Annotated in this window: 22 protein-coding genes and 2 tRNA genes; 9 read left to right on the plus strand and 15 right to left on the minus strand. The window is 60.9% G+C overall.

Annotated features, from left to right (window positions below; genetic code table 11):
• Positions 1-41 precede the first annotated feature (41 nt).
• Positions 42-446: a peptide-methionine (R)-S-oxide reductase MsrB gene (gene msrB, locus WH87_RS02525; protein WP_046139962.1), complete on the minus strand. Its 405-nt coding sequence runs from the start codon at positions 444-446 to the stop codon at positions 42-44.
• A 225-nt stretch (positions 447-671) separates the two neighbouring features.
• On the opposite strand from msrB, the gene WH87_RS02530 reads away from it, so the two are divergent.
• The gene (locus WH87_RS02530) at positions 672-1,472 is read left to right on the plus strand and encodes a metallophosphoesterase (protein ID WP_046139961.1); all 801 of its coding nucleotides are present in this window, start codon (positions 672-674) and stop codon (positions 1,470-1,472) included.
• Between the two features lie 96 nt (positions 1,473-1,568).
• Here WH87_RS02530 and WH87_RS02535 read toward each other — a convergent pair.
• The 3 genes from WH87_RS02535 to cpdR all read right to left on the minus strand — a co-directional run bounded on the left by WH87_RS02535 (position 1,569) and on the right by cpdR (position 2,212).
• A tRNA-Val gene (locus WH87_RS02535) sits at positions 1,569-1,643 on the minus strand.
• Positions 1,644-1,672: 29 nt separating this feature from the next.
• A tRNA-Val gene (locus WH87_RS02540) sits at positions 1,673-1,747 on the minus strand.
• A gap of 105 nt (positions 1,748-1,852) precedes the next feature.
• On the minus strand, positions 1,853-2,212 hold the full coding sequence (gene cpdR, locus WH87_RS02545) for a cell cycle two-component system response regulator CpdR (protein WP_046139960.1): 360 nt from the start codon (positions 2,210-2,212) through the stop codon (positions 1,853-1,855).
• A gap of 232 nt (positions 2,213-2,444) precedes the next feature.
• Between cpdR and WH87_RS02550 the strand changes: the two genes are divergently transcribed.
• Both WH87_RS02550 and hisN read left to right on the plus strand, forming a co-directional pair.
• Entirely contained in the window at positions 2,445-3,341 is an 897-nt protein-coding gene (locus tag WH87_RS02550) for an N-formylglutamate amidohydrolase (protein WP_245622288.1), read from the plus strand.
• 63 nt (positions 3,342-3,404) lie between these two features.
• The gene (hisN, locus tag WH87_RS02555) at positions 3,405-4,193 is read left to right on the plus strand and encodes a histidinol-phosphatase (protein WP_046139959.1); all 789 of its coding nucleotides are present in this window, start codon (positions 3,405-3,407) and stop codon (positions 4,191-4,193) included.
• A gap of 156 nt (positions 4,194-4,349) precedes the next feature.
• Here hisN and WH87_RS02560 read toward each other — a convergent pair whose 3' ends face one another.
• Positions 4,350-5,324, minus strand: coding sequence for an alpha/beta fold hydrolase (locus tag WH87_RS02560; RefSeq protein ID WP_046139958.1), 975 nt, complete (start codon positions 5,322-5,324; stop codon positions 4,350-4,352).
• A 388-nt stretch (positions 5,325-5,712) separates the two neighbouring features.
• On the opposite strand from WH87_RS02560, the gene WH87_RS02565 reads away from it, so the two are divergent.
• From WH87_RS02565 to hpt, 5 genes are all read left to right on the plus strand, one after another.
• The gene (locus WH87_RS02565; RefSeq protein WP_046139957.1) at positions 5,713-6,171 is read left to right on the plus strand and encodes an Hsp20 family protein; all 459 of its coding nucleotides are present in this window, start codon (positions 5,713-5,715) and stop codon (positions 6,169-6,171) included.
• 158 nt (positions 6,172-6,329) lie between these two features.
• Positions 6,330-6,803 (plus strand): DNA starvation/stationary phase protection protein Dps, encoded by a 474-nt coding sequence (dps, locus tag WH87_RS02570; RefSeq protein WP_046139956.1) that lies wholly within the window; start codon positions 6,330-6,332, stop codon positions 6,801-6,803.
• A 574-nt stretch (positions 6,804-7,377) separates the two neighbouring features.
• Complete coding sequence (gene gltB / locus WH87_RS02575; RefSeq protein WP_082092451.1) at positions 7,378-12,099, plus strand: glutamate synthase large subunit; 4,722 nt, start codon at positions 7,378-7,380, stop codon at positions 12,097-12,099.
• A gap of 11 nt (positions 12,100-12,110) precedes the next feature.
• On the plus strand, positions 12,111-13,538 hold the full coding sequence (locus tag WH87_RS02580) for a glutamate synthase subunit beta (RefSeq protein WP_046139955.1): 1,428 nt from the start codon (positions 12,111-12,113) through the stop codon (positions 13,536-13,538).
• 214 nt (positions 13,539-13,752) lie between these two features.
• Positions 13,753-14,292 carry a hypoxanthine phosphoribosyltransferase gene (hpt, locus tag WH87_RS02585; RefSeq protein WP_046139954.1) on the plus strand — a complete coding sequence of 180 codons (540 nt, stop codon included), beginning with the start codon at positions 13,753-13,755 and terminating at the stop codon, positions 14,290-14,292.
• 34 nt (positions 14,293-14,326) lie between these two features.
• Here the strand turns inward: hpt and WH87_RS02590 are convergent, their stop codons facing one another.
• The 4 genes from WH87_RS02590 to galE all read right to left on the minus strand — a co-directional run bounded on the left by WH87_RS02590 (position 14,327) and on the right by galE (position 18,759).
• Positions 14,327-15,253, minus strand: a complete 927-nt coding sequence (locus WH87_RS02590) for an ABC transporter substrate-binding protein (protein ID WP_046139953.1) — start codon at positions 15,251-15,253, stop codon at positions 14,327-14,329.
• A gap of 103 nt (positions 15,254-15,356) precedes the next feature.
• On the minus strand, positions 15,357-16,514 hold the full coding sequence (locus tag WH87_RS02595; RefSeq protein ID WP_046139952.1) for an SGNH/GDSL hydrolase family protein: 1,158 nt from the start codon (positions 16,512-16,514) through the stop codon (positions 15,357-15,359).
• 51 nt (positions 16,515-16,565) lie between these two features.
• Positions 16,566-17,771: a lytic murein transglycosylase gene (locus tag WH87_RS02600; protein WP_052726545.1), complete on the minus strand. Its 1,206-nt coding sequence runs from the start codon at positions 17,769-17,771 to the stop codon at positions 16,566-16,568.
• A 1-nt stretch (position 17,772) separates the two neighbouring features.
• Positions 17,773-18,759: a UDP-glucose 4-epimerase GalE gene (galE, locus tag WH87_RS02605; RefSeq protein ID WP_046139950.1), complete on the minus strand. Its 987-nt coding sequence runs from the start codon at positions 18,757-18,759 to the stop codon at positions 17,773-17,775.
• A gap of 95 nt (positions 18,760-18,854) precedes the next feature.
• Here galE and galU point away from each other — a divergent pair, with 95 nt between their 5' ends.
• On the plus strand, positions 18,855-19,739 hold the full coding sequence (galU, locus tag WH87_RS02610) for a UTP--glucose-1-phosphate uridylyltransferase GalU (RefSeq protein WP_046139949.1): 885 nt from the start codon (positions 18,855-18,857) through the stop codon (positions 19,737-19,739).
• A gap of 9 nt (positions 19,740-19,748) precedes the next feature.
• On the opposite strand, the gene WH87_RS02615 is transcribed toward galU, so the two are convergent.
• From WH87_RS02615 to WH87_RS02645, 6 genes are all read right to left on the minus strand, one after another.
• Complete coding sequence (locus tag WH87_RS02615; protein ID WP_052726544.1) at positions 19,749-21,020, minus strand: outer membrane beta-barrel protein; 1,272 nt, start codon at positions 21,018-21,020, stop codon at positions 19,749-19,751.
• 120 nt (positions 21,021-21,140) lie between these two features.
• A complete protein-coding gene (locus WH87_RS02625; RefSeq protein ID WP_046139946.1) occupies positions 21,141-21,596 on the minus strand; it encodes an NfeD family protein in 456 nt (151 codons plus the stop codon).
• A 12-nt stretch (positions 21,597-21,608) separates the two neighbouring features.
• Complete coding sequence (locus WH87_RS02630; RefSeq protein WP_046139945.1) at positions 21,609-22,598, minus strand: SPFH domain-containing protein; 990 nt, start codon at positions 22,596-22,598, stop codon at positions 21,609-21,611.
• Between the two features lie 613 nt (positions 22,599-23,211).
• Positions 23,212-24,063, minus strand: coding sequence for a fumarylacetoacetate hydrolase family protein (locus WH87_RS02635; protein WP_046139944.1), 852 nt, complete (start codon positions 24,061-24,063; stop codon positions 23,212-23,214).
• A 100-nt stretch (positions 24,064-24,163) separates the two neighbouring features.
• Positions 24,164-24,598: an RbsD/FucU family protein gene (locus tag WH87_RS02640; protein WP_046139943.1), complete on the minus strand. Its 435-nt coding sequence runs from the start codon at positions 24,596-24,598 to the stop codon at positions 24,164-24,166.
• A 331-nt stretch (positions 24,599-24,929) separates the two neighbouring features.
• A complete protein-coding gene (locus tag WH87_RS02645; protein WP_046139942.1) occupies positions 24,930-25,679 on the minus strand; it encodes a GntR family transcriptional regulator in 750 nt (249 codons plus the stop codon).
• Positions 25,680-25,761: the final 82 nt, after the last annotated feature.

Genomic DNA, 25,761 nt, shown 5'->3' on the forward strand with positions numbered 1-25,761 from the left:
CCCAACAAAAAAGCCCCGGATCACGCCGGGGCTTTTCAATCTTAGGCGGCAGGCGCGAAATTCAGCGCCACGCCATTGATGCAATAGCGCAGGCCCGTTGGAGGCGGACCATCGGGGAACACATGGCCCAGATGGCTGCCGCAAGTCGCGCAATGCACCTCGGTGCGGGTCATGCCGTAACTGGTGTCGGTGGTTGTCTCGACCGAACCGGGCAGCGGATCATTGAAGCTCGGCCAGCCGGTGCCGCTTTCAAACTTCAACGTCGACCCAAACAGCGGCGTATCGCAGCCCGCGCAGGAGAACGTGCCCTGGCGCGTTTCATGCAGCAGCGCGCACGACCCTGGCCGCTCGGTGCCGTGATTACGCATCACCTGATACTGTTCCGGGGTGAGTTTTGCGCGCCATTCGGCGTCGGTATGGGTCACCTTGAAGGCATGGGTGTCCACGATGTCACTCCTGTCTCGATAATCTCTGGCAAAATATAGGGACGATCCGCCGCCGCTGAAACCCGCGAGGGTCATCACCCCCGCGTGAGCAGCGCAAAGATCGTTGCTGGACGATCATTACCACGCCCCGCGTGCGACGCCACCCAATCCATCTCGCGAGACCGCTGTCATTGCCCGGTCATCGGCCATCGCTAGGAGGGCGCCCAACCCACTTCCGAGGTAGCAATGACCCTGAAATTCGTCGTGATGAGCGACCTGCACATAATGCCCAAGGGCGAACTCTCCATGACGCTGGATACCAGCGAGCGGCTGGAGCGCGCCGTTGATGCCGTCATCGCGCGCCATGCCGATGCCGACTTCTGCGTCCTCGCGGGCGATCTGGCCGATCTCGGCCAACCCGCTGCCTATGAATACCTCAAAACCATCATCGCGCGCCTGCCGATTCCCGTGCACATCACGCTGGGCAATCATGATAACCGCCCCAGATTCCTAGAAGCCTTCGGCGCAAACTTTGCCTCCCCCGAAACCGGCAAGGTCGACAAGGTCATCGACATCAAGGGCTACCGAATCATCGTGTTTGATTCGTCCGAACCCGGCCGCGTCGATGGCGTACTCGAAGATGCTCAGATCGCCGCCCTGCGCGTCTGGCTGGCCGAGGCCGTTGATCGCCCGGTCATCGTGATTCTCCACCACAACGCCAACGCGCTCCACATTGGCTCGGACACCATTCGCCTGCTCGAGCCAACCGCCTTCATCGACGCGCTCAAAACCCATCCAGACATTCGCCAGATTATCGCCGGCCATGTTCACCTGACCTCCACCGCAACCTGGCGTGGCCTGCCATTCACCACGCTGGCAGGCGGGCATTACTCGGTGGATTTCAACGTCGATCAGCCAGAAGTCCCCGTCCGCCGCCTGACTGGCCCCGGCCAGATGGCCGTGATTGTCGGCACGCCAGACCGCACCACAGTGCTGTTCGAGGATTTTATCGACGGCAATACGCAGATCATGCTCGCCGCAGAGTAGCCCACGAATCGCAAGCGGCTCGGCAAAGGTCGAGCCGCGACCCAAAGCGAATCACAACGTGATGGCGGCAGCTGGAAATGTCGGAAGAGGAAGGAATGGTGGGAGTAACAAGGATTGAACTTGTGACCCTTCGCGTGTGAAGCGAATGCTCTCCCGCTGAGCTATACTCCCATCGCCCAAGGGCGAAAGTCTTAGAGAGATGGTGGGCGTAACAAGGATCGAACTTGTGACCCCCTCGATGTCAACGAGGTGCTCTCCCGCTGAGCTATACGCCCATCTCTCCGGGAAGGAAGGGCGCTAAGCCCTGCCAGTGGCGCGGATAAACCATAGAACCCCCGGAGGGGTCAAGGGGCAAATCTGCGCATTGTGGATAGTCTGTTTCAGGCGGCCAGCAGACGTTCGACTTCGTTGACCAAATCCTTGAGATGGAAAGGCTTAGACAGCACTGACGCATCCTTTGGCGCATCGCTGTCCGGGTTGAGGGCAACGGCCGCAAAACCGGTGATGAACATCACCTTGAGGTCAGGATCGAGTTCGGTGGCGCGGCGCGCCAGTTCGATTCCGTCCATTTCGGGCATCACGATATCGCTGAGCAGCAGCGAGAACGGTTCCTCGCGCAGGCGCTCATAAGCCGACAGGCCATTGTCGAACGAAACGACCTCATACCCGGCGTTTTTGAGCGCGCGCGTCAAAAACGAGCGCATATCATTATCGTCTTCTGCGAGCAGAATTCGCTTCATAAATTTCTCCAGCCATCCTGGCTCTGTGGCGGACTTCGACGTCGAACGGTACGACGCACCATACAGCACCATATAGGGCGATGTTTAAGCGAAGTTTTAGGACATGCAACGGCAAGCCGATTTCTGGGCGCAAATTTGCACTAAACTGGACAAGCCCCGCGCAAAGCGCGACAATCAACCACTGCAAATCAATGCCGCCCAAGCCAAATTTGGGGTCATCCGGGGGAGCCACGTGCGGTCCGACTATTGGGATCAGCCAGCCTTTGAAACCATCCGACCCCGTCGGCTGGTGGCGCCGCTCGTGTTCAATTCGGCCCATTCCGGCCGCGTCTATCCCGAGCGATTTCTGGCAATGACCCGGCTCGATCATTTGTCGATTCGGCAGTCCGAGGACGCCTGGGTTGATGACCTGTTTGCCCGCGCGCCCCATCTTGGCGCACCGATGTTGCGGGCGCATTTTCCCCGCGCCTATCTCGACGTCAATCGCGAGCCGTGGGAACTCGATCCGACCATGTTCGTCGAGCCGCTGTCGGATCGCTTCAACACCACATCGCCGCGCGTCGCCGCGGGCCTTGGCACGCTTGCCCGCGTTGTCGCCGAAAACAAACCCATCTATCGCGACCGGCTGACGCTGGACGATGCCCGTATGCGCATAGAGGGGATCTATCATCCCTATCACGCGGCGCTGCAGACCCTGCTCAGCGAAGCCATGAGCGCCTTTGGCGTCGCCGTGCTGATCGATTGCCACTCCATGCCGCGCATCACCCGCACCTCCGAGCGCGCCGCGCCCGATATTGTGCTGGGTGACCGCTACGGCACCACCTGTGCGCCCGGTCTGGTCGATCTGGTCGAAACCATTTTCATTTCTGCCGGGCTCAAGGTCGCGCGCAATCGCCCCTATGCCGGAGGCTTTTCCACCCGCACCTATGGCCGCCCCCAGCATGGCGTTCATGCCCTGCAGATCGAGATCAGCCGCCACCTCTACATGAACGAGGTGACCCTGGCCCGCAATGAGGGCTTTGAGGCGATCAAGATGTTGGTCGAACGGCTGATTTTCACGCTGCTGGGCCTTGATATCGCCGCGCTGACCGGGCGGCGTCATATCCCCGAAAGCGCTGCGGCCGAGTAGCCAAACCGGCGAGCTTTGGGTAGAGCTTGGCCCGTCTTCTCGGCCACCCAGGTACAGCTGCTCATGACCCTCGACCTCGCCAAAATCGAAGCCACCCTGCTCGCTGCCGCCGATGCCGCCGCAACGCGCACCCTGCCGCTGTTCCGCACGCCTCTGGCGGTCGACAACAAGCTGAGCGAGGGCTTTGATCCGGTCACCGAGGCCGACAAAGGAGCGGAGACCGCGATCCGTGCCGTCATCGCCGAAGCCTTTCCCGATCACGCCATTATCGGCGAAGAATGGGGCAGCTCGGGCTCGGGCCCCTATAGCTGGATCATCGACCCGATCGACGGCACCCGCGCCTTCATTTCCGGCGCGCCCGTCTGGGGCACGCTGATCGGCTTTGCCAGGGATGGCGTGGCGATTGCCGGGCTGATGAGCCAGCCCTTCATCGGCGAGACCTTCCTCGCCGTACCGGGACGATCGACTTATCGCCGCAATGGCCAAACCCAGGCCCTGCGCACCAGCGGGCAGACAGAACTCGCCCCTTCGCGCGTCTTCACCACCACGCCGTCTCTGTTCCGCACACCCGAGCTGATGAGCAAATGGCGCGCCATTGAATCGGCAACGCGCCTGCAGCGCTTCGGCATGGATTGTTACGGCTACGCCCTGCTTGCTGCCGGGCAGGCCGATATCGTCATCGAGCCCTTCCTCAACACCTACGACATCGCTGCCCTGGTGCCGATCATCCGCGAAGCCGGCGGCGCCATCGCCTGCTGGGACGGCAGCGAACCAACCGGCGGCGGCAACGTCGTCGCAGCCGCCACGCCCGAACTGCTGGAAAAGGCCCTAGAACTGGTCAACGCCAGCTAGAGCACCTCTCAACGATCCATCAGTCGACACCTCCCCCTTGCGGGGAGGGAAGCGAGATAGGACTTAGCCGAGGCTAAGTCCGTGATCGAGCAGGGTGGGGGTATCTCCCCGCAGCAGCAACGGCAGGGAGACGACTGAGGCTTTCAGGCAAAAAACCTAAGCACTCTGATCCGTCACAAACGCATCAAACGCAGCAAAGACCTGCCCCCGGATCACGTCCATCTCCATAAACAATTCATGGCGCGCGCCAGCGATCACTAAGTGCCGACCGGTCCGCATCCGCAGGCCCAATTGCTCGGTCGCCGCACTCGACACCACCCCATCGCGCGCCGCCGCCAGCATCAGCACGGGGATACGCACCTGCGCCGGGAACTCATCCCGTGCCGCCCCCGCCATGGCGCCCATCGCCGAGGCGATCCAGCGAATGGTCGGCGCCCCAATCTCCAGGCTGGGATCGGCTTTGACGATATCCACCATACGCACATAGCGCACGATGTCGCCGGTCAGCGGATTGTTGGGAAATGTTGCCTCAGACGCAGGCTTGTCGGCCTTGCGGCCAATCGGCATGTGCCCCAGCCCCAGAAAGCTCAGCGTCTCGGCGACGCGGGCCATCCCGGCCATGCTGAGGGGCTGATTGTCGAGTGCCACCATGGGGGCCGACAGGAAAATCCTGTCAAACATCATGCGATCGTTCACGCCAGCATAGAGTGACGCCAAACCGCCCATTGAGTGCCCCACCAGATAATAGGGCGGCGGGCAGTCGGGTAACAGGATCTGGCTGTGAAAGCTCTGCAAATCCGTCCAGTAATCCTCGAAACGCTCGACATGGCCCAGCTTGCGATTGGCGATCAGCCGATCCGAGCCGCCCTGCCCGCGCCAGTCAAAGGTCGCCACCGCAAAGCCGCGCCGTCGGAAATCCGCAATGGTCTCGAAATACTTTTCGATAAACTCGGTACGCCCTTGCACCAGACAGATCGTGCCGCGATGCGCGCCAGCCGATTTCGGCCAGATCGCATAGCGCAGCTGCACCTTGTCACTGGTCTTGAAATAGCCCACCCGCGCGCCCTCAGGCACAGGGTTGCTGGCGATATTGACGAGGTGGGGCCCATTGGGGTCGACGACGGCGCTCATGGCGGATCCAGATGTGAGGAACACCTGTCTTAGCCCAAACCCCTGAAAAAAAGAAAACCAGCGTCTCGGGCTGAGACACTGGTTTCCTTTGAGCGGCCCGTGCGGGGGGCGGGTGACGGGACCGCGTTTGCGGTGTGCTGCTCTATTGGTCAGCACATGCCTCTTTCTAGCCCCGCCCGCCTGAACCCGAACGGAGCGCCGCATTCATTTTCAGTTCATTTTGCAAACGCGCATCCGGGCCTTGAACACCCAAAAACCCCACCCATATTTCTTCTTGTTCGCCGGCTTATCCGGGAACCCCGACCTCAAGATCAACCGCTCGCCTCACGATTGGGAGCGCTGTTTGAGACCACCGGGACATCCACGTTGCTTTACGGAGAATGTGACTATGCAGACCATCGATTTTTCCCCCTTCTATCGCTCCACCGTCGGTTTTGACCGCGTCTTCAACCGCCTCGACAATCTGGTCGGGCAGGAAGCCAAAACCTACCCTCCTTATAATATCGAGCGCACCGGCGAAGACGCCTACCGCATCTCGATTGCTGTGGCTGGCTTCTCCAATGGAGACATTGCCATTGAGACCAAGGAAAACAGCCTGGTTGTGAAGGGTGCAAAGCCGACTGAAGGTGGCGACAAGGCCCGTGAATTCCTCCATCGCGGCATTGCCGAGCGCGCTTTCGAGCTGCGCTTCCAGCTTGCTGACTATGTCGAGGTTCAGGGCGCCAATCTGGAAAACGGCCTGCTCCATCTGGAGCTGAAGCGCGAACTGCCAGAAAGCAAGAAGCCCCGTTCGATCCAGATCAATGGCGGCACCCAGCCAGCCATTGAGGATAGCTCGGTCAACTAACACCGACACCTCCCGGTGACGTTGAAGGCGCAGCCCGCAAGGGTTGCGCCTTTTGTGTTTGAGCCATCGGCTCGCGATCTATTTCACCCCGGAAGGGAACTCCCCGTCAGATCATTGGTTGTGTCCCACAACGCCCAAAGTCTTAAAGGACCGCAGCCATGAAAACCCCATCGATCACCATCAAGTCCAATGCCAAGTCGGCTGTCATCGATATCCTCAATGCCCGCCTTGCCGACGCCATTGATCTGGCGCTGGTGACCAAGCAGGCGCATTGGAACCTCAAGGGGCCAAACTTCATCGCTGTGCATGAAATGCTCGATCCGATGCGCGCCGCCATCGACGATCACGCCGATACCATTGCCGAGCGCGTCGCTCAGCTTGATGGTATTGCCCTGGGCACCAGCCAGATTGTCGCCAAGGCGACTAAGCTTGCGCCCTACCCCACCGAAATCCGCAAGACCTCCGATCACCTCGCCGCGCTCGCCGAGCGCTATGCCGCCCTCGCCAATCAGGTGCGCGAGGATATCGACGCCACCGATGAAGCGGGTGACGCGGACGCTGCCGATATCCTGACCGCATTCTCGCGCGAACTCGACAAAGACCTCTGGTTTATCAAGTCGCACCTCGAATAACGAGTCCATCGCCACGATCCTGCGACATCAGGGCTCAGCCGCGTCGTCAGCCCGGCTTTTCACCGCCAAAGTCCTATTTTGCACCAAGCCAGAATAGGACTTGCTGGGCCAAAAGCCCATAAAAATAGGATTTCAGCACAAATTCTGCGCAGCCTGCGCAGAATTTGTGCATTTCTGGTCAAAACACCCCAAAACTCCTATAGTAAAATATAGGCTTTCCTATAATTTCCATAGGAAGTCCAACTTTGCTTCTTGCTCGCAGTTTGGAATTATGCAAATGTGAATTCGATAGGGCAGCACAACTGTCCTATCTGACGCGGCGCCCCGGTCTCCCCGGCAAGCCCGCGCGCCCGATCCGGCTGGCCCGCTTTTCAAAAGCGGAAACGGAGGGGCGGGGCTGATACGAGCCCGAACGAGCGGCCATTTGGATGCAGCGCCGCTCCCCACGGAATAGACATTGCCACGTGACGAGCCGTACCCTGTGCGACCCGACCTGGCGATGTGTCCGCAAATTCGGGCCGGCAGCCGCCGGCAATGGTATAATGGGCGATAAAGTTCGCCAAAGTTGAGGATAATGACCATGGTGATCAGCCAGGTGGGATCGCGCCAAACCCCAACACGTTCAGACGCCGTCGTGCCACAAACTGGACGGCCGGCGGCTCAAGGACTTTACGACCCCAAAAACGAACACGATGCCTGCGGCATCGGCATGATCGCCAACATCAAGAACAAGCCCAGCCACGAAGTGGTTGAAAAGGGCCTCGAGATTCTCGAGAACCTTGAGCACCGTGGAGCCGTGGGAGCCGACCCGTTGATGGGTGACGGCGCCGGCATCCTGGTCCAGACCCCACACAATTTCTTCAGCAAGGTCATGGGCTTCCCCCTGCCCGAAAAGCACCACTACGCCGTGGCCATGCTGTTTTACCCCAACATTGCCGCACTGCGCGACAAGTGCGCCACCGCCGTACGCGGCTGTCTCGCCAGCGAGGGTCTGACCCTTCTAGGCGAGCGCATTGTCCCATCGGACAATTCGGCGCTCAGCGAAGGCGTGATCGCCACCCAGCCCATCATCGAGCAGATGGTCATCGCCCGTCCCGATGGGCTGACCCTGGATGAGTTCGAGCGCAAGCTCCTCATCGTGCGCAAAGTCATCTCCAACACCGTCTATGCGGCGGTTCCCGAGAGCAACAGCGACAACGGCTTTTACGTCGTGTCGATGTCGGCCCGTACCATTGTCTATAAGGGCATGTTCCTCGCCGCCCAGCTCAAGGCCTTCTACCCTGACCTCAGCGATGAACGCTTCGAGTCCGCGATTGCTCTGGTCCACCAGCGCTTTTCGACCAACACCTTCCCGAGCTGGAAGCTGGCCCACCCCTACCGCATGACCACCCACAATGGTGAAATCAACACCATCCGTGGCAACGTCAACTGGATGGCGGCGCGTCAGGCTTCGGTGCATTCCAAGTATTTCGGCGAGGACATCTCCAAGATCTGGCCGATCTCCTACGAAGGCCAGTCCGACACCGCCTGCTTTGACAACGCGCTCGAATTCCTCGTGCGCGGTGGCTATACGCTGCCGCACGCCGCGATGATGCTGATCCCCGAAGCCTGGGCCGGCAATCCGCTGATGGATGAAAAGCGCCGCGCGTTCTATCAATACCACGCCTCCCTGATGGAGCCATGGGACGGCCCGGCCGCCATGTCGATCTCGGATGGTCGCTATGTCGTGGCAACGCTCGACCGCAATGGCCTGCGCCCTGCCCGCTATCTCGTCACCAAGGAAGGCCATGTGGTCCTCGCCTCGGAGTCGGGCGTGCTGGACATTCCCGATGAGGACATCGTCGAGCGCTGGCGCCTCCAGCCCGGTCGCATGCTGCTGATCGATCTCGAACAGGGCCGCATCATCTCGGACGACGAAATCAAGTCGACGCTGGCGACTTCCAACCCCTACGGCGATTGGCTGGCCCGCACGCAGATCGTGCTCGAAGACCTGCCCGCCGTGGCGCCAAAGGCCCCTGAGCCGACCGAAGCGCTGCTCGACCGGTTGCAGGCCTTTGCCTATACCCAGGAAGACATCAAGCTGCTGATGGCCCCCATGGCCACCACCGGCCAGGAAGCCGTTGGCTCGATGGGCACCGACACACCGTTGTCGGCCCTCTCCAACAAGGCCAAGCTGCTCTACACCTACTTCAAGCAGAACTTCGCGCAGGTCACCAACCCGCCCATCGATCCGATCCGCGAGGAATCGGTGATGAGCCTGGTCTCGTTCATCGGCCCGCGCCCGAACCTGTTCGATCTCGAAGGTCTCTCCAAGGTCAAGCGCCTCGAAGTGCGCCAGCCGATCCTGACCAATGAGGATCTCGAAAAGATCCGCGCCATTGGCGATATCGACACCAACCAGTTCAAGACCAAGACGCTCGACATCACCTATCCCAAGGATATGGGCGCTTCCGGCATGGAAGCGGCGATCGATGCCCTGTGCAACGCCGCCGAAGAAGCCGTGCGCGGCGAATACAACATCATCATCCTGTCCGACCGCCTTGTCTCGGCCGACCGGCTCGATATCCCGACGCTTCTCGCGCTCGCCGCTGTGCATCACCACCTGATCCGCAAGGGTCTGCGCACCTCGACGGGTCTTGTCGTGGAAACAGGCGAAGCCCGCGAAATCCACCACTTCGCCATGCTGGCTGGCTATGGCGCTGAAGCCATCAACCCCTACCTCGCCTTTGAAGCCCTCTCGGCTTTGCAGGCCGAGGGCGAATTCCCCGAGGAAGTCTCGGCCGATGAAGTGGTCTACCGCTACATCAAGTCGGTGGGTAAGGGCCTGCTCAAGGTCATGTCCAAGATGGGCATTTCGACCTATCAGTCCTATTGCGGCGCGCAGATTTTTGACGCCGTTGGCCTCAGCAGCGAGTTCGTCAACAAGTACTTCTTTGGCACCGCGACCTCGATTGAAGGCGTTGGCATCAAAGAAGTGTCCGAGGAAACCGTGCGTCGTCACGGCCTCGCCTTCGGCGATGACGCCGTGCTGCGCAAGTCGCTCGATGTTGGCGGCGAGTATGCCTATCGTATCCGTGGCGAAAAGCACGCCTGGAGCCCCGATGTCGTTGCCGACCTGCAGCATGCCGTGCGCACAAAGGACGACAGCCCCGAAACCGCGCAGGATCGCTACAACAGCTTTGCCGAGCGCGTGAACTCGGGCGAAAACGGCTATCTGGCCATTCGCAACCTGTTCGACATTCGCCCACTCGGCGAGGCTGTGCCTCTCGACGAAGTCGAGCCCGCTGTCGATATCGTCAAGCGCTTCGTCACCGGCGCAATGAGCTTCGGCTCGATCAGCCGCGAGGCCCACACCACGCTGGCGCAAGCGATGAACCGGATTGGCGGCAAGTCCAACACCGGCGAAGGCGGCGAAGAACCCGACCGCTACAAGCCACTGGCTGATGGGTCGCAGAACCCACTCCGAAGCGCCATCAAGCAGATCGCCTCGGGCCGCTTTGGCGTGACCACCGAATATCTGGTCAATGCCGATGCGCTGCAGATCAAGGTCGCGCAGGGCGCCAAGCCCGGCGAAGGCGGCCAGCTGCCCGGCCACAAGGTGGATTGGGTTGTCGCCAAGACGCGTCACTCGACCCCCGGCGTTGGCCTCATCAGCCCACCGCCACACCACGACATCTATTCGATCGAAGATCTGGCGCAGCTGATTTACGATCTCAAGAACGTCAATGAAAAGGCCGATATCTCGGTCAAGCTAGTGTCCGAAGTGGGCGTCGGCACGGTTGCGGCTGGCGTTGCCAAGGCGCGCGCCGACCACATCACCGTCTCCGGCTACGATGGCGGCACGGGTGCGTCCCCACTCACCTCGCTCAAGCATGCCGGTGGCCCGTGGGAAATCGGTCTTGCCGAAACCCATCAAACCCTCGTGCTCAACCGTCTGCGCAGCCGCGTTGTGTTGCAGGTCGATGGCGGTCTTAAGACCGGCCGCGACGTGCTGATCGGCGCCCTGCTCGGTGCTGATGAGTTCGGATTCTCCACCGCGCCACTGATCGCGGCGGGCTGCATCATGATGCGCAAGTGCCATCTCAACACTTGCCCGGTTGGCGTTGCCACCCAGGACCCGGTGCTGCGCAAGCGCTTCAAGGGCACGCCTGAGCATGTCATCAACTACTTCTTCTTCATTGCTGAAGAACTGCGTGGTCTGATGGCTGAGCTGGGTGCGCGGACGCTCAATGAACTGGTCGGTCGCTCCGATCTGCTCGATCAGCGCCGCCTCAAGGATCAGTGGAAGAGCGAAGGCATCGACTTCACCAAGCTGTTCTACAAGCCCGAACCGCTCGGCGGCGACACGATTTATCACTCCGAGTTCCAGAACCATCATCTCGAAGCGGTGCTGGATCGCAAGCTGATCGAGCTGGCCCAGCCAGCCCTCGACAATGGCACGCCCGTACAGATCGAGCTGCCCATCCGCAGCCGTGACCGTTCGGCCGGCGCCATGCTGTCGGGCGCTGTCGCCCGCAAGTATGGCCATGAAGGCCTGCCTGACGACTCCATCTCGATCAAGCTGACGGGCACTGCCGGTCAGGCCTTCGGCGCGTTCCTCGCTCGCGGCATCTCCATCGACATGGTTGGCGACGCCAATGACTATGTCGGCAAGGGTCTCAGCGGTGGCCGCATCGTCGTGCGTCCGTCCGACAAGGTCACCTTCAAGCCCGAAAAGTCGATCATCGTCGGTAATACGGTGCTCTATGGCGCCATTGCAGGCGAATGCTACTTCCGCGGCATCGCCGGCGAACGCTTCGCTGTCCGCAACTCGGGCGCTGTTGCGGTTGTCGAAGGCACCGGTGATCACGGCTGCGAATACATGACCGGCGGTGTTGTCGTCGTCATCGGCCAGACTGGCCGCAACTTCGCGGCTGGCATGTCCGGTGGTGTCGCCTACGTCCTCGACGAAGACGAAACCTTCCGCGATCGCTGTAACCTCGCCATGGTCGATCTCGAGCCTGTTCAGGAAGAAGAAGAATTGATGCAGAAGCTCCACCATCACGGTGGGGATCTGGAATGGCATGGTCGCGTCGACATTTCCGGCGACATGACCCGCCACGACGATGAGCGCCTGCATCAGCTCATCTCCAACCACCTCCACTATACCGGCTCGACCCGCGCCAAGTTCATTCTGGACAACTGGGTCGAGATGCGTCCGAAATTCGTCAAGGTCATGCCTGTCGAATATCGTCGTGCCATCCGCGACATGGAAAAGAAGCGCGCGTCCGGCATGGGCGTGGCGGCGAGCGAGTAAGGAGAGAGCAAATGGGTAAGGTAACAGGCTTTCTCGAAATCGAGCGCGAAGAGCCACGCTACGAGCCAGCGTCGGACCGCATTCGTCACTTTGGCGAATTCACCATTCCAATGACCGAAGGCCGGATCGTCGATCAGGCGGCGCGCTGCATGGATTGCGGCATTCCGTTCTGCCACGGCGACACCGGCTGCCCCGTGCACAACCAGATCCCCGACTGGAACGATCTGGTGTTCAACGGCGACTGGGAAGAGGCCGCGCGCAATCTGCACTCGACCAATAACTTCCCCGAGTTCACGGGCCGCATCTGCCCCGCGCCTTGCGAGGAAGCCTGCACGCTGAACCTGGAAGACAGCCCCGTCGCCATCAAGACGGTAGAACAGGCTATCGCTGACCGCGCCATCCGCTCGGGCTGGATCAAGCCACAGGTCGCCGCCCACAAGACCGGCAAGTCTGTCGCCATTGTCGGCTCGGGCCCTGCAGGGCTTGCTGCCGCCCAGCAGCTCGCCCGCGCCGGTCACGACGTGCACCTTTATGAGCGTGAGCCCAAGGCCGGCGGCCTGATGCGCTATGGCATTCCTGACTTCAAAATGGAGAAGGACCACATCGACTTCCGCGTCGAGCAGATGGAAGCCGAAGGCGTGACTTTCCACTATGGCGAAAACATCGGCGTCACTCGTCCGCTGTCCGACCTTCAGTCCCGCCACGATGCGGTTCTGCTGGCCGGTGGTTCGGAAAAGCCACGTGACGTCGATGCCGAAGGCACCGAGTTCAATGGCGTTCACTACGCTATGCCTTTCCTCGTCCAGCAGAACCGTCGCCTCGGCGGCGAGGATGTCAGCGATCAGGTGCAGCTCACGGCAGCGGGCAAGCATGTCGTGGTCGTCGGCGGTGGTGACACGGCCTCTGACTGTGTCGGCACCAGCTTCCGCCAGGGCGCCATTGCCGTCACTCAGCTCGACGTGCGCCCCATGCCGCCAGAGCTGGAAAACAAGATGACCAACTGGCCCAACTGGGCGGTCAAGATGCGCACCTCGTCGTCGCAGGCCGAGGGCGCCATCCGCGAATTTGCCGCTGGGACCATGAAGATCATTGGCAATGCCAAGGGCCAGGTCACGGGCGTCGAATGCGCCCGCGTTGATCGCAAGCGCCAGCCCATCCCCGGCACCGAATTCATCATCAAGGCCGATCTGGTGTTGATGGCGATCGGCTTCGCTTCGCCAGTGCACGAGGGCATGCTGACCGAACTGGGCGCTCAGCTCGACAAGCGCGGCAATCTCTTTGCCGACACGCTGAGCTACAAGACCACTGTGCCGAAAGTCTACGCCGCTGGCGACATGCGCCGTGGCCAGTCGCTCGTCGTCTGGGCCATCCGCGAAGGCCGCCAGGCCGCTCGCTCCATCGACTTCGACCTGATGGGCAAGACCGACCTACCGCGCTGAAGGTGTGGAAGAGTACCCCCTCCTAACCTCCCCCTGAAAAGGGGGAGGAACAGATCGAGTGCTTGGCCGCGATTTCTCCTAACACACCGGCTGGATTCCTCCCCCTATCAGGGGGAGGCGAGGTGGGGGTATCCCCTCGGCAAAACGCCGTCTGCGCTACCCTCAATGCTAACAGTCTGCTAACAGACTCGCGGTTGCGTTACCCGGACTCGCTATGACCCAGAAGCCCTACATCGTTGACGAACTGATTTCCGCCAAGGCCATCGCGGCCCGCGTCGAAGCGCTCGCCAAAGAGATTTCCACCTTCTATGCCGACACCGACAAGCTGGTGGTTGTTGGCCTGTTGCGTGGCTCGTTCATCTTCATCGCTGATCTGGTGCGCGAACTCGACCTGCCCGTGGAAGTCGATTTCCTCGAAGCCTCCTCCTATGGCAATGCCATGGAATCGAGCCGTGAAGTGAGGATTCTCAAGGACTTGCGCGGCGAGATCGGTGGCCGCGACGTGCTCGTGGTGGAAGACATTGTCGACACCGGCCATACGCTCAAGCACGTTCTCGAGATTCTCGAAACCCGTCATCCCCGCCGCATGGAAGTGTGCGCGCTGCTCAATAAGCCGAGCCGCCGCGAAACCGCTGTACAGGCGAAGTGGGTCGGCTTCGACATTCCCGACAAATTCGTCGTCGGCTACGGCATCGACTACGGCCAGCGCAACCGGAACCTGCCCCATATCGGCGCTGTCCGCTTCACCGAATAGACAAAAGCCCCCCGGAACCCGGGGGCTTTCTTGTTTAGGCGACGCGATCGAGTAGCTCGTCGACGGCTTCGGCAAAGTGCATTGCCGTAAAGTACGAGCCATACCAGGTATAGCCCTTGCACTCCCCGACATTGCCCGCCTGCACGGCTGGGAGACGGTCCCACAGCGGCAGCCCGGTGAGCTCGGGCAGCCCCGGCCCGCCCATGTCGCAGACCAGGATCGCGTCCATATCGCCCAGAATGTCGGCCACGTTTTCTAGGCTGAAGCCGTTGTCGACGAGCGCCTCGCGCTCGACCGACTTGGCACCGAGATCGGCGAGCAGCATTTCCTTGGCGTCGAAATAGTCTGCGGCCGACGAGGGGAAGGCCACAAATTCATTGGTGTCGGGCAGAAAGGTCACCGCCGCGATCTTCTTGCTGTTGAGGAAGGCGGCATGTTTGGCCTTCATCGCGTCGACCTTGTCATAATAGGTTTTTACCGCCGCCTCGGCCGCCTCACGGCGGTCCAGCCAATCGCCCAGCTGCAGCAGATCGTCCTTCCAGTGATTGGTGAACGTCGTGGTCAGCACCGGCGCGATGGTTTGCATCTTGGCGGCTGGCCACCATTCGCCGGTTGGATCTTCGCCCGAACAGATGATCAGGTCAGGATCGAGCGCGAGCACGACTTCCGCCGTCGTCGGCATCGGGAAATCAGCAGCGCCTTCCGTGACAGGCACGAAATCGCGCGCATCCCAATGGCCATGGCCCACGACAGGCAGGCCCAGCAGATAGGCAGGCTCATAATCGGTACGGTGATCGATACACACAACGCGCTTGGGCTGCAGCGGGATGTCATAGGTGCCCAGCGGCGTCGTCACGGTCTTGGTCGCGCCCTGCGCAAAGGCGGGCAGCGGTAGTCCGCTGGCTAACAACAGGGCTGATGCGCCCAAGCCGAACTGACGGCGGCTGATCTGGTTTGGCATCGAAAAACGTCCCCCAATTAGCGAACAGCCAAGAGGACGGCCGCTCGTGGGGACAGCTATATAAATATGATCTACACAGTCAATATAAACCTGATGCAGGTCGCTACAGTGGGCTGGCGTCCTCAACCGGAGCCGCTTCGGGCACAATCCCAACGCCAAACGCATCGACGCGACCAACCGGCGCCGCCATCAGATCGTCGAGACTAAATGGCGCTGCGGGACTAACCAGACCCGACGCCGTCACCAGCTCTCCTGCCCGTGCAGGCACACGGCTGAGCGGGATAACCGCGCCTGCAACTTCAAGCAGTCGCGTCTGGCCCAACCCCTGGAACGGAGGTCGCAACATCGCCGCCGCGTCCGTGCCCAACAGCGGATCGACCACCGCAATGGAGAGCCCACCGGCGCGATAAAAGCTACGGATCGTCTGGCTGAGATAGAAGGCCAGCTTGTCCGAGCCTTCGGCGGAAAAGTGGATACCATCATCCTTGCGCATCCGCGCATTCTGCCCGCTCACATCCGGACCAAAGGCCGAGAACTTGCCGTCCTCACCGAGGAACCGCTCATAGATATCGAGGAACTCAGCGCCGCCCGCGAGGCTCGCCAACCGCTGGATATTGCTGATCTGGCTGATCGCCGCCGAATAGTCATCCTTGGACATCGGCGGCAAGCCGATCCAGATCACCGGCTTGCGCGCCGCCCGCAGCTTGTTGAGGAAACCGCTGATACGCGACTGGTAGGCGACATTCCATTGCTCGGTCAGCGGCACATAGGTTTGCGAGCCAACCTTGATCTCCTGCCGATCATTCACCCCGATGATAACCACGGCCAGATCGAAGCTGTCCTTGGCGATCTGGTCGGCGATCGCCTTGTCCCAATCGAAGAAGTCGTTGCGCACAAAGCCCGAGGAGCTGACCCCCTGATTGATGACGATCAGGTTCGGGTCTTCGGCATAGAACCGCTCCAGCGCCCGGCTGAGATCGATCGCCAGCGAGTCGCCGAACACCGCCAACCGTGTGGCATCACTAGCCTTTTCCACCTGCGGCTTGGGCGGCGGCAGAGAGACGGTTGGCGCGCGCGGCTTGGGCTGCTGCACCACAACCGGCGGCGGCGCGGGCTTTGGCTCATCGCCAAACAGCAGGTCGAACAGCGTGCGGCGCCGCTGCTGCTGAGCCACGATGATGGTGTCGTTCTGCGCAAAGGCAGGCGCCACGTCGACAAAGACGAGCAGACCTACCAGCAATGCGACGACCAAGCGGATCATGAAGTTCCTCTAGCAAAACCGGCACGGCCAAGCCACGCGGTCGCTCCAAAGTTATCGGGCGGCGGCCGCCAGCGCATCATAGGAGGCTTTGGTTATGAAACCGTCGGCAACCTCGCCACGCGAAGCCTGAAACCGAGCATAGGCCTCCTGGCTGACCGGCCCCAGCCGGCCATCGACTGCGCCCTGATAAAGCCCCAGCTTGATCAGCGCCTGCTGGATACCCTTGCGCTGCGCCAGATTGGGGAACGTGGTCTTGCGCGGCCAGTCGTTGACGAAACTCCCGCCCCCTTTGAGGCGGTCCGTCATATGCGCCACCGACATCGCGTAACTATCGGAGAAATTGTAGCCCTTGAGCACCAGATAATTCTGGGTCATCAGGAATTTTGGCCCGTCCTTGCCGGCGGGCACATAGAGAAATACCGGCAGTTTTGGATCGGCAAACGGACGGCCCGAGACGCGCGCCACGCCCTTGTTTGCAAAGAACGACACCGGCTGCATCTGAGTACGCGTGGCCAAAAGATAATCGAACCCAGCAGGCACCGACACCTCAAAGCCCCAATCGACACTCGGCTGATAGCCCAAGGCTCGAATGAACTTGGCACTGGTCGCCAGGGCATCGGCGAGCGAATTGTGGAGATCAATGCGCCCGTCCCCATCGCCATCGGTGCCGTAGGCCACGACACTCGACGGGTTGACCTGCAAGTGCCCGATGGCCCCTGCCCATGATCCGACCAGATGCTGCCCATCAAGCGGACCGCGCTGCACCAGTTGCAGTGCCGCAATCAGATCAGCCTCGTCTTCCACCAGCCGCGTGCGTCTCTGATGCACCAATGTCGCCAGCGCCCGCACGATCGGCTGGATCAGCTTGGTATTGCTGAGCACAGAACCATAGTCGGTTTCCATGCCCCAGATGGCCCCGAGCAGATAGGGATCAACCCCATAGGCCTGCCCGATCTTGTTGAAGAGATCGCTGTTGCGCGCAATCGCCGCCTTGCCACGTTCGATACGCCCGGAGGTGACCCGCCCTTCGATATAGTCCCACATCGATGTGGTAAATTCGGGCTGGCTGGTCACCAGATTGGGCACGCGCGGGTCTGCCGTCAGTCCCACCATGTTGGCGTCATAGACCGACGCGCTCACTCCCGCCGCCAATGCCTTGGGGCGGAAGCTGGCGATAAAGCTGTCAAAGCTCTCAATGGGCTGCGCCTGCGCCGGAACGGCCAGAATCATCAGCAAAAGCGCAATCCATCGAAACATCTTAGCGGTTCCGGACCATGAGGTGACGCTCCCACGCATAGGCGGATTCAACGATCTCCTTGAGGTCATTGTGCTGCGGCACCCAGCCCAGCAGCGACCGCGCCTTCTCACCCGTCGCCGTGACCGAAGCCGGATCCCCGGGGCGCCGTGGACCTTCATCGACGCGGAAATCAACGCCCGAGGTCGCCTTGACCGCATCGATCACTTCGCGCACCGAGTAACCCTGCCCATAGGCGCAGTTGATCGTCGTGCTCTCCCCGCCACCGCGCAGATGCTTGAGCAGCAACGCGTGGGCCGCGATCAGGTCGGTGACGTGGATATAGTCACGCACGCAGGTGCCATCAGGCGTTTCATAATCGGTGCCAAAGATGTCCATCTTCTCGCGCTGCCCCAAAGCCGTCTGACAGGCCACCTTTATAAGGTGTGTCGCGAGGGGGGTGGATTGCCCACTGCGCTTTGCCGGATCGGCACCCGCCACGTTGAAATAGCGCAGCACACCAAAGGTCAAAGGGTGGGCCGCCGCGACGTCTGCCAGCATCCATTCGGTCATCAGCTTAGAGCGGCCATAGGGCGACATTGGCGACAGCGGTGTGGTCTCGACCACCGGCGCGAGCCCGGTCATGCCATAAACCGCAGCGGTGGACGAAAAGATGAAATGCCGCACGCCGCCGCGCACCGCGGCCTCGATCAGATTGCGCGAGGTCGCGGTGTTGTTGCCGTAATATTTGAGCGGATCGGCGACCGATTCCGGCACCACGATGGACCCGGCGAAATGGATGATTTCGGTAATACCATGCTTGGCGATCAGCCCGAGCACGAAGTCGATATCACCAGCATTGCCCTGCTCGAAAACGGCACGGCCATCAATGGCCCAATCAAAGCCGGTGACGAGATTGTCCAGCACGACGACCTTCTCGCCAGCATCGGTCAAGTTCAGCACCATGTGGCTGCCGATATATCCTGCGCCACCTGTGACCAGAACTGCCATCTCATAACTCCTCAAACACAAACGCGAAATTGCCTCTATGATATTTTATACAGGTTGAGATAGCTTTACGCCAAATATCAAACGGAGTGCCTGATTTGCCAAAGCGCGTAAGAACCGCCGTATTTCCAGTTGCTGGCCTGGGAACTCGTTTCCTGCCTGCCACCAAGGCGCTGCCAAAGGAAATGCTAACGGTCGTGGATCGTCCGCTCATTCAATATGCGGTGGATGAAGCGCGTGAAGCGGGCATCGAGCACTTTGTGTTCGTCACCGGCCGCAACAAGGGCGTCATCGAGGATCACTTCGATCGCCAGTTCGAGCTTGAGACCACGCTTGAAGCCCGCGGCAAGACACAGGCCCTCGACTCCCTGCGCAAGGATCTCCCCTCCGCTGGTCGCACCAGCTTCACCCGCCAGCAGGAGCCTCTCGGGCTTGGCCACGCCGTATGGTGTGCCCGCGATATCGTTGGCGACAACCCATTCGCGCTGCTGCTGCCGGACATGTTGTTCAAGGGCGAGCCAGGCGTGCTCAAGCAGATGATGGACGCCTATCAAGACGGCGGCGGCAATATCATCGCCGTCGAGGAAGTGCCCGAAAGCGAAGTCTCGTCCTATGGCGTGATCGAGCGCGGCGATGGCCCCGACACCGGCTTTGCACTCACCGGCATGGTGGAAAAGCCCAAGCGCGAAGACGCGCCTTCGAACCTGATCATTTCAGGTCGCTATATTCTGCAGCCGGAAATTTTTGGCCTGCTCGCCGATCAGCCGCGTGGCGCTGGTGGCGAAATCCAGCTGACCGACGCCATGCAGAAGCTGATGCACAATCAGCAGTTCAAGGGGGTGAAGTACGCAGGTCAGTCCTTCGATTGCGGCTCCAAGATCGGCTTTTTGACCGCCAACGTCGTTTATGCGCTCGACCGCGACGACATCCGCGAAGGCTTCATCAAGGAACTGCGCAAGCTGGACCTTGAGGATCACCTCTAAGCGATCTGACTAGCGTTTGATTGTGACGCCCACTGCGACGCGGTGGGCGTCTTCGATTCCATCTGCAGTCGTATCGGACTGGCTGTAGCCATAATCGGCTGTGACGGCCGTGTGCCGGTTGATGCGGTAGTCCGCACCCAGCCCGAAGCCATAGCCGGTTTCCGTATCGCTGCTGCCGACAAAGCTGGCGGTGCGCCAATCTGCGCTGGCCCGCAGTGCCAGCCAGGAATTGACGGTGTATCCGAGCTCGGCATTGGCCGCGTAGGACACGCGCGTTGTGCCGCCATCAAGTGGACCCGAAGGCGTGACCCCGGTGCTCAGCCCCGCCGTCAGGCGCAGGGTTTCGTCGGGGCGATAGGTGACGCTCGCGTCGTAAAGCTGTGTCACGACCTCATCGAGCCCAGCCGCATCGAACCGGCGCAGGCCCACGCCGGTTGAGACCGTCGCCTCCAGCACATCGTTCCACCGACCGGTGACACCCGCACGCAAGGCGGCGTCCGTGGCATCGCGCTTCGCGGTCAGTTGCGGCTCGTCAAAGATGTCGCGGCCAAGTCCTGCCTGTCCGAACACTTCAAAGATCGGCGTGACCTGATAGCCAACGCGCAGACCCGCGTCGAACATCCAGGCATTGCGCTCCCAATTGTCGACACTGGTGCCACCGACATAGGTCGTGGGACCATAGGCGCTGCGGGCCACCCCGCCGGTCACGCCGACATTGAAGCGTCCGAACTGGCGGGTAATGCCGACATCCACGCCACCCTTGATGGTCTGGGGTGCCTCGGCAATGTTGGATCCAAGGCCAGGCGTGCCCGGCAGTTCCCGGCTCAACGAGAAATTGGCATTGCTGATGATGCGGGTGTCACTGTCGAGCGCATAACCGGCGCTGCCATTGAGGCGCAGTCCGGTGATGTCGATCTTGCCATCCTGCGGGCGGGTGACCTCAACGCTGCCAGCAAGGCTCACCGCTGAGCGGGAGCCGATATGTTCCAGCGACACCGATGGCGTGAGGCGAATGTCGAAGCGCTCGTCCTCTTTTGCCTTGGTGTAGGTGCCGCGCAGGCCAATGGACCAATCAATGTCAAAGAAAGGGTCGTAGGGCTCGGCAGACCAGTCTGCGACTGGCGACGCAGGGTATTGCCCGGGCAGCAGTCGATCATTGTCGACGGCCGAGCCATCGCCCGCGACCAGTTGCGAGTCTGCCAGAGCGGGCGCCGCAGCACAAAGGGCCGCCAGCGCAATCGCGCCAGACCGCCACAGAATATGCCGCTTGCAGAGAGCCAAGGTTCGCTCCACCAGATCAAACCGATCACAATCGGCTATGACCGATCCGGCCCACGAACGGAACGCCCCGGGCTCGGGGCGATCCTTCCACTTTATGGTTAACGAAACCTTGCCAGAAGGCTAATTGGGCAGCGCTTCGACGGCCAGAACCGCGCCGGTACTGCCCACAATGCGCACACGGCGCCCGGCGGGCAGATCGGGCCCGGAAACGCGCCAGACGGTGTCGCCCAGCGCGATGCGACCGAAGCCCTGAACGATAGGCTGTTCGAGCACAGCCTCCTGCCCGATCAGACCATCTGTGCGACGGTTGAGATAGGGGCGGTCGCTGGCGGCCTGACGGCCACGGTTCCAGCGCACCCAAAGCGCGATGGTGACGAGCGAGAGCACGCCAAAGATCAGCCATTGCAGTGGCCAGCTGATCACCACCCAGAACGTCAGAATGCCGGTGATGATCCCCGCCACGCCCATCCACAGCAGAAACCCGCCCGGCACTACAAGCTCAAGCGCGAGCAGCACCAGTCCGGCGACGATCCATGACCACGATGAATTGGCAGCAATGAAATCGACGATCTGCATGATGGTCCTGCCTTACTGCTGGCCCGATGAGGGCGGACGGCTTGGGCGGGCCGGCGCGGGCGCGGAACCACCAAAGGTTTCCTTGGCAATCTCGGCGATACCGCCGATGGCGCCAATGACACTCGAGGCTTCAACCGGCAGCATGAGCAGCTTTTGGTTGGGTGAAGTCGCGATGGCTTCCAGCGCCTTGATGTAATTGTTGGCCACGAAGTAGTTGATAGCCTGAACGTTGCCGCTGGCAATAGCGTCCGACACGACCTGGGTTGCCTTGGCTTCGGCTTCTGCCGAACGCTCGCGCGCCTCAGCATCACGGAACGCGGCTTCGCGGCGGCCTTCAGCTTCCAGAACCTGCGCCTGCTTGGCGCCTTCGGCCTGCAGAATAGCCGACTGACGACGCCCCTCAGCTTCAAGAATAGCGGCGCGTTTTTCGCGCTCGGCCTTCATCTGACGACCCATGGAATCCACCAGATCCTTTGGCGGATCGATGTCCTTGATCTCGATGCGGGTGATCTTGATGCCCCATGGCGACACGGCGGTATCAACCACGCGCAGCAGGCGCTCGTTGATTTCGTCGCGATGGCTCAGCAGCTCATCGAGGTCCATCGAGCCCATGACGGTACGAATATTGGTCATGGTGAGGTTGAGGATAGCGTTTTCCAGCCCCGAGATTTCGTAGGCGGCGGCCGCAGCATCCAGGATCTGATAGAAGGTCACGCCGTTCGCCGTGATCGAGGCGTTGTCGCGGGTAATGACTTCCTGGTGGGGAACGTCGAGCACCTGCTCCATGACGTTGATCTTCTTGCCGATGCTGTCGATGAACGGCACGATGAGGTTCAGGCCTGGCTTGAGGGTACGGGTGTACTTGCCGAAGCGCTCAATGGTGTAATTGTAGCCCTGTGGCACCGTCTTGGCGCCAGCGAACAGCACCAGCAGCGCCAGAATACCAAGGCCAATCAGCGTGATGCTGAGGCCATCGAGCGCGAAGCCCCCAAATAATTCCATCGCTGATTCTCCCTTGGTTTTCATGCACGCGACTTTATTGGTGCCGCCCCATCAGCGCAACATTGTGCCGAACAAGTGCGAGACGATCGAGGCGTGGATCAAAAATGTGACCGCCGGCCACCGCGCAACGCCGCTGGACGTGCGAAATCACCGCCCGAAGCGGTTTTCAAGCAGCGTGCATGCGACGAGCTTCGCCTCATGATGATTTTAGAATGTGAAGCCAAACTCGCCGCACGCGATGGGTTTTCTGGAAAGCGGCATCCTTGCTGGGGGCCTTCCCCGGCAGAGGTCCACGCGACCCACGGAGTCTACGAACATCCCCCGCTCCCATCCGCCCCCCACAGCCGGTTCGCGCGACCCGCTGGTGTCGTGAGGTGGTGGGAAGAGTACGAGGCACTGTGGAGGCTGGGGGATAAGTTTTGGGGATGAGATCGGAGTACCCCCTCCTCGCCTCCCCCTGAGAGGGGGAGGGACTTGCCCGGTGCACGGGGGAGATCGCCGAACACTCGATCGGGTTCCTCCCCCTTTTGAGGGGGAGGTGAGGTGGGGGTATTCTTGCTATCGACGTGGCCCCACCCAAACAAAAAGGGCGGGGTTTCCCCCGCCCTTTCCATCAGGCCGAGTAGGCCTTCACGTTCTGGGTCTGCTCGCCGAGGCCTTCGATGCCCAGGCGCATGACGTTGCCGGGCTTGAGCCAGACGGGGTTTGGCTTGATGCCCATGCCGACGCCCGGAGGGGTGCCGGTGGAGATGATGTCGCCGGGCTGCAGGCTCATGAACTGGCTGACATAGGAGACGATGTTGGCGACGCCAAAGATCATCGTCTTGGTCGAGCCGTTCTGGTAGCGGTGACCGTCAACTTCGAGCCACATGGCCAGGTTCTGTGGATCCGCAACTTCGTCCTTGGTGACAACCCATGGGCCGATTGGGCCGAAGGTGTCAGCGCCTTTGCCCTTGTCCCAGGTGCCGCCGCGCTCGGTCTGGAAGTGACGCTCGGAGACGTCGTTGATCAGGCAATAGCCGGCAACGTGGTCCAGTGCGTCGGCTTCGTCGACGTAACGGGCTTCCTTGCCGATCACGATGCCCAGCTCGACTTCCCAGTCTGGCTTGATCGAGTTCTTTGGAATGATCACGTCATCGTTCGGGCCGATGATCGCGCTGGTGGCCTTCATGAAAATGATGGGCTCTTCTGGGATGGGCGCGCCGGTTTCGGCAGCGTGATCTGCGTAGTTCAGGCCAATGCAGATGAACTTGCCGACATTGCCCACGCAGGGACCGATGCGCTGACCGGCATCGAGCACGGGCAGTGCATTGATGTCGGCGGCGCTGATCTTGGCCAGACCTTCGGGGGTCAGCGTCTGACCGGCGATGTCGCCGACAACGCCGGAGAGATCGCGGATCGAGCCGTCTTCAGCCAGGATTGCGGGTTTCTCGGCACCTTTGGCGCCAACGCGGAGCAGTTTCATATGGAGCAGTCCCTCTATTACCGTTTGGCATGGCCATAGCGGCTAACATGTTAGCTTGTCGAGGGCGACCTTGGTACAATCGGTTCGGTCGCCCCATCAATCATGCATCCGGACGGATAACGCCCTTCTTGAGCAGAATATTGCCATAGAGCCGACGCTCGCCGGTCTGGATGATGGCGTAGCCGTTCGAAACGCGCTCGTAGAAGGCAAAGCGCTCCAGCGAAGACAGGCCCATTTCCGGCTCGTGGCGTTTCACGATGCCTTCAAACAGGTCCATCACCGGCTCGCGCTTATTGGGATCACCCACCACCTGCATACAGATCGCGGCCTCATCGACAAAATCGTCGAGCGGCATGACGGTCAGGATCGCGTCGAGCACATCGGTTGCGGTGATGCCATCGAGGCGCACCAGCACTGGCCCGGCCGAGTCCGCGGGATAGTTCGCATCGACAATGGCGATCTCGTCGCCATGGCCCATGGCACGCAAAATACCGAGCAGGTCAGGACCAAGGATCGGCGGAATGTTCTTGAGCATTGTTTTACTCTTCTTTGAAGGAATTGATTTGGTCGTCCGGCTCATCGAGCCCTAGTGCGCAACTGCGGTTAGCGCCAGTGCCGGGGGCATTCTCGAAGACACAGAGCGATGTCGCCGGGTCGCCGCAGACACGCTCCAAATTCTTGTGGCTGACGCACTTTCCATCCGGCCCCCGATAGCCCGGACCGCCCTTGCAGCCACATCCGCTGCATGCAGGACGGTCGGGGCAGTCTGCGAGGGCTACTGTGGAGACAAAGATAGGCGAAAACACCATTGCACAGACGACGATGGTTGCCCTGGTAATCTTGGAAAGAACCATCCCCTTCACCGGTCAGCCGAACGGGAAGCTGTCGTGATCGGTGCCCAGGGTGTCGCCATCGGCAAACAGGTCTGGCTTTTCGCGGGCAAAGGCGAACAACTCCACCATCACATTATCGATATGGACGCGGATGGCGCGCGTCGCCTGATCCTGATCGCCGCCCAGAATGCCGTCAAAAATCTTCTGGTGCTCGGCAATGGTGAAGGCCAGACGCCGTGGCGTGATGATCAGCCTGCGCGCCCGATCAAGGTTCGCCCGCGCCGAATCGATGATGTTCTTGATCTTGGTGAAGCGCATCGAGCGGAAGATGATGTCGTGAAAATCGATATCGATCTGGTGGAACGTATCAGCATCGTCGCGCTCGGCCGCCTCGCGCTGCATCGCCATATTGGTGTGGAGCGCATCGATCAAATCGGCATCGTGACTACCGATCAACACACGCAGCGCCTCGCTCTCCAGCGCTTTGCGGATCAGCATGTATTCGCGGACATCGGCGATCTTGACCAGCGATACGGTGGAGCCGCGCTGCGGCGCAATATCCACCAAACCCTCGGCCTGCAGCCGCGCCAGCGCCTCGCTGACGGGAAAACGCGACACGCCAAGCTGTTCGCAAATAGCGGTTTTGTCGATGGCTTCGCCCGGCGCCAACGCCAACGACACGATGGCATCGCGCAGCGCATTGGTGACTTCAGCGGTCACGCTGCCGCGTGACAACGGCGTGGGCCGAACGAGAAATGAGTAGGGACTTGCTTCTGCGCTCATGCTAACATGTTAGTTAAAGCCGTGGTGTTTTACAAACGACTTAGCTGCCGGTTGCCGCGCAATCTGGCGACAAAAGCCGTCC

The organism is Devosia epidermidihirudinis (genome assembly GCF_000971295.1).
Taxonomy (GTDB): domain Bacteria; phylum Pseudomonadota; class Alphaproteobacteria; order Rhizobiales; family Devosiaceae; genus Devosia; species Devosia epidermidihirudinis.

What these genes read in the sequence shown, in the direction of transcription:
- WH87_RS02530 (WP_046139961.1), top strand. Translation starts at nt 672, where the DNA reads ATGACCCTGAAATTCGTCGTGATGAGCGACCTGCACATAATGCCCAAG.
- cpdR (WP_046139960.1), bottom strand. Translation starts at nt 2,212, where the DNA reads ATGAAGCGAATTCTGCTCGCAGAAGACGATAATGATATGCGCTCGTTT.
- hisN (WP_046139959.1), top strand. Translation starts at nt 3,405, where the DNA reads ATGACCCTCGACCTCGCCAAAATCGAAGCCACCCTGCTCGCTGCCGCC.
- WH87_RS02560 (WP_046139958.1), bottom strand. Translation starts at nt 5,324, where the DNA reads ATGAGCGCCGTCGTCGACCCCAATGGGCCCCACCTCGTCAATATCGCC.
- WH87_RS02565 (WP_046139957.1), top strand. Translation starts at nt 5,713, where the DNA reads ATGCAGACCATCGATTTTTCCCCCTTCTATCGCTCCACCGTCGGTTTT.
- dps (WP_046139956.1), top strand. Translation starts at nt 6,330, where the DNA reads ATGAAAACCCCATCGATCACCATCAAGTCCAATGCCAAGTCGGCTGTC.
- gltB (WP_082092451.1), top strand. Translation starts at nt 7,378, where the DNA reads ATGACCATGGTGATCAGCCAGGTGGGATCGCGCCAAACCCCAACACGT.
- WH87_RS02580 (WP_046139955.1), top strand. Translation starts at nt 12,111, where the DNA reads ATGGGTAAGGTAACAGGCTTTCTCGAAATCGAGCGCGAAGAGCCACGC.
- hpt (WP_046139954.1), top strand. Translation starts at nt 13,753, where the DNA reads ATGACCCAGAAGCCCTACATCGTTGACGAACTGATTTCCGCCAAGGCC.
- WH87_RS02590 (WP_046139953.1), bottom strand. Translation starts at nt 15,253, where the DNA reads ATGCCAAACCAGATCAGCCGCCGTCAGTTCGGCTTGGGCGCATCAGCC.
- WH87_RS02595 (WP_046139952.1), bottom strand. Translation starts at nt 16,514, where the DNA reads ATGATCCGCTTGGTCGTCGCATTGCTGGTAGGTCTGCTCGTCTTTGTC.
- WH87_RS02600 (WP_052726545.1), bottom strand. Translation starts at nt 17,771, where the DNA reads ATGTTTCGATGGATTGCGCTTTTGCTGATGATTCTGGCCGTTCCGGCG.
- galE (WP_046139950.1), bottom strand. Translation starts at nt 18,759, where the DNA reads ATGGCAGTTCTGGTCACAGGTGGCGCAGGATATATCGGCAGCCACATG.
- WH87_RS02625 (WP_046139946.1), bottom strand. Translation starts at nt 21,596, where the DNA reads ATGCAGATCGTCGATTTCATTGCTGCCAATTCATCGTGGTCATGGATC.
- WH87_RS02630 (WP_046139945.1), bottom strand. Translation starts at nt 22,598, where the DNA reads ATGGAATTATTTGGGGGCTTCGCGCTCGATGGCCTCAGCATCACGCTG.
- WH87_RS02635 (WP_046139944.1), bottom strand. Translation starts at nt 24,063, where the DNA reads ATGAAACTGCTCCGCGTTGGCGCCAAAGGTGCCGAGAAACCCGCAATC.
- WH87_RS02640 (WP_046139943.1), bottom strand. Translation starts at nt 24,598, where the DNA reads ATGCTCAAGAACATTCCGCCGATCCTTGGTCCTGACCTGCTCGGTATT.
- WH87_RS02645 (WP_046139942.1), bottom strand. Translation starts at nt 25,679, where the DNA reads ATGAGCGCAGAAGCAAGTCCCTACTCATTTCTCGTTCGGCCCACGCCG.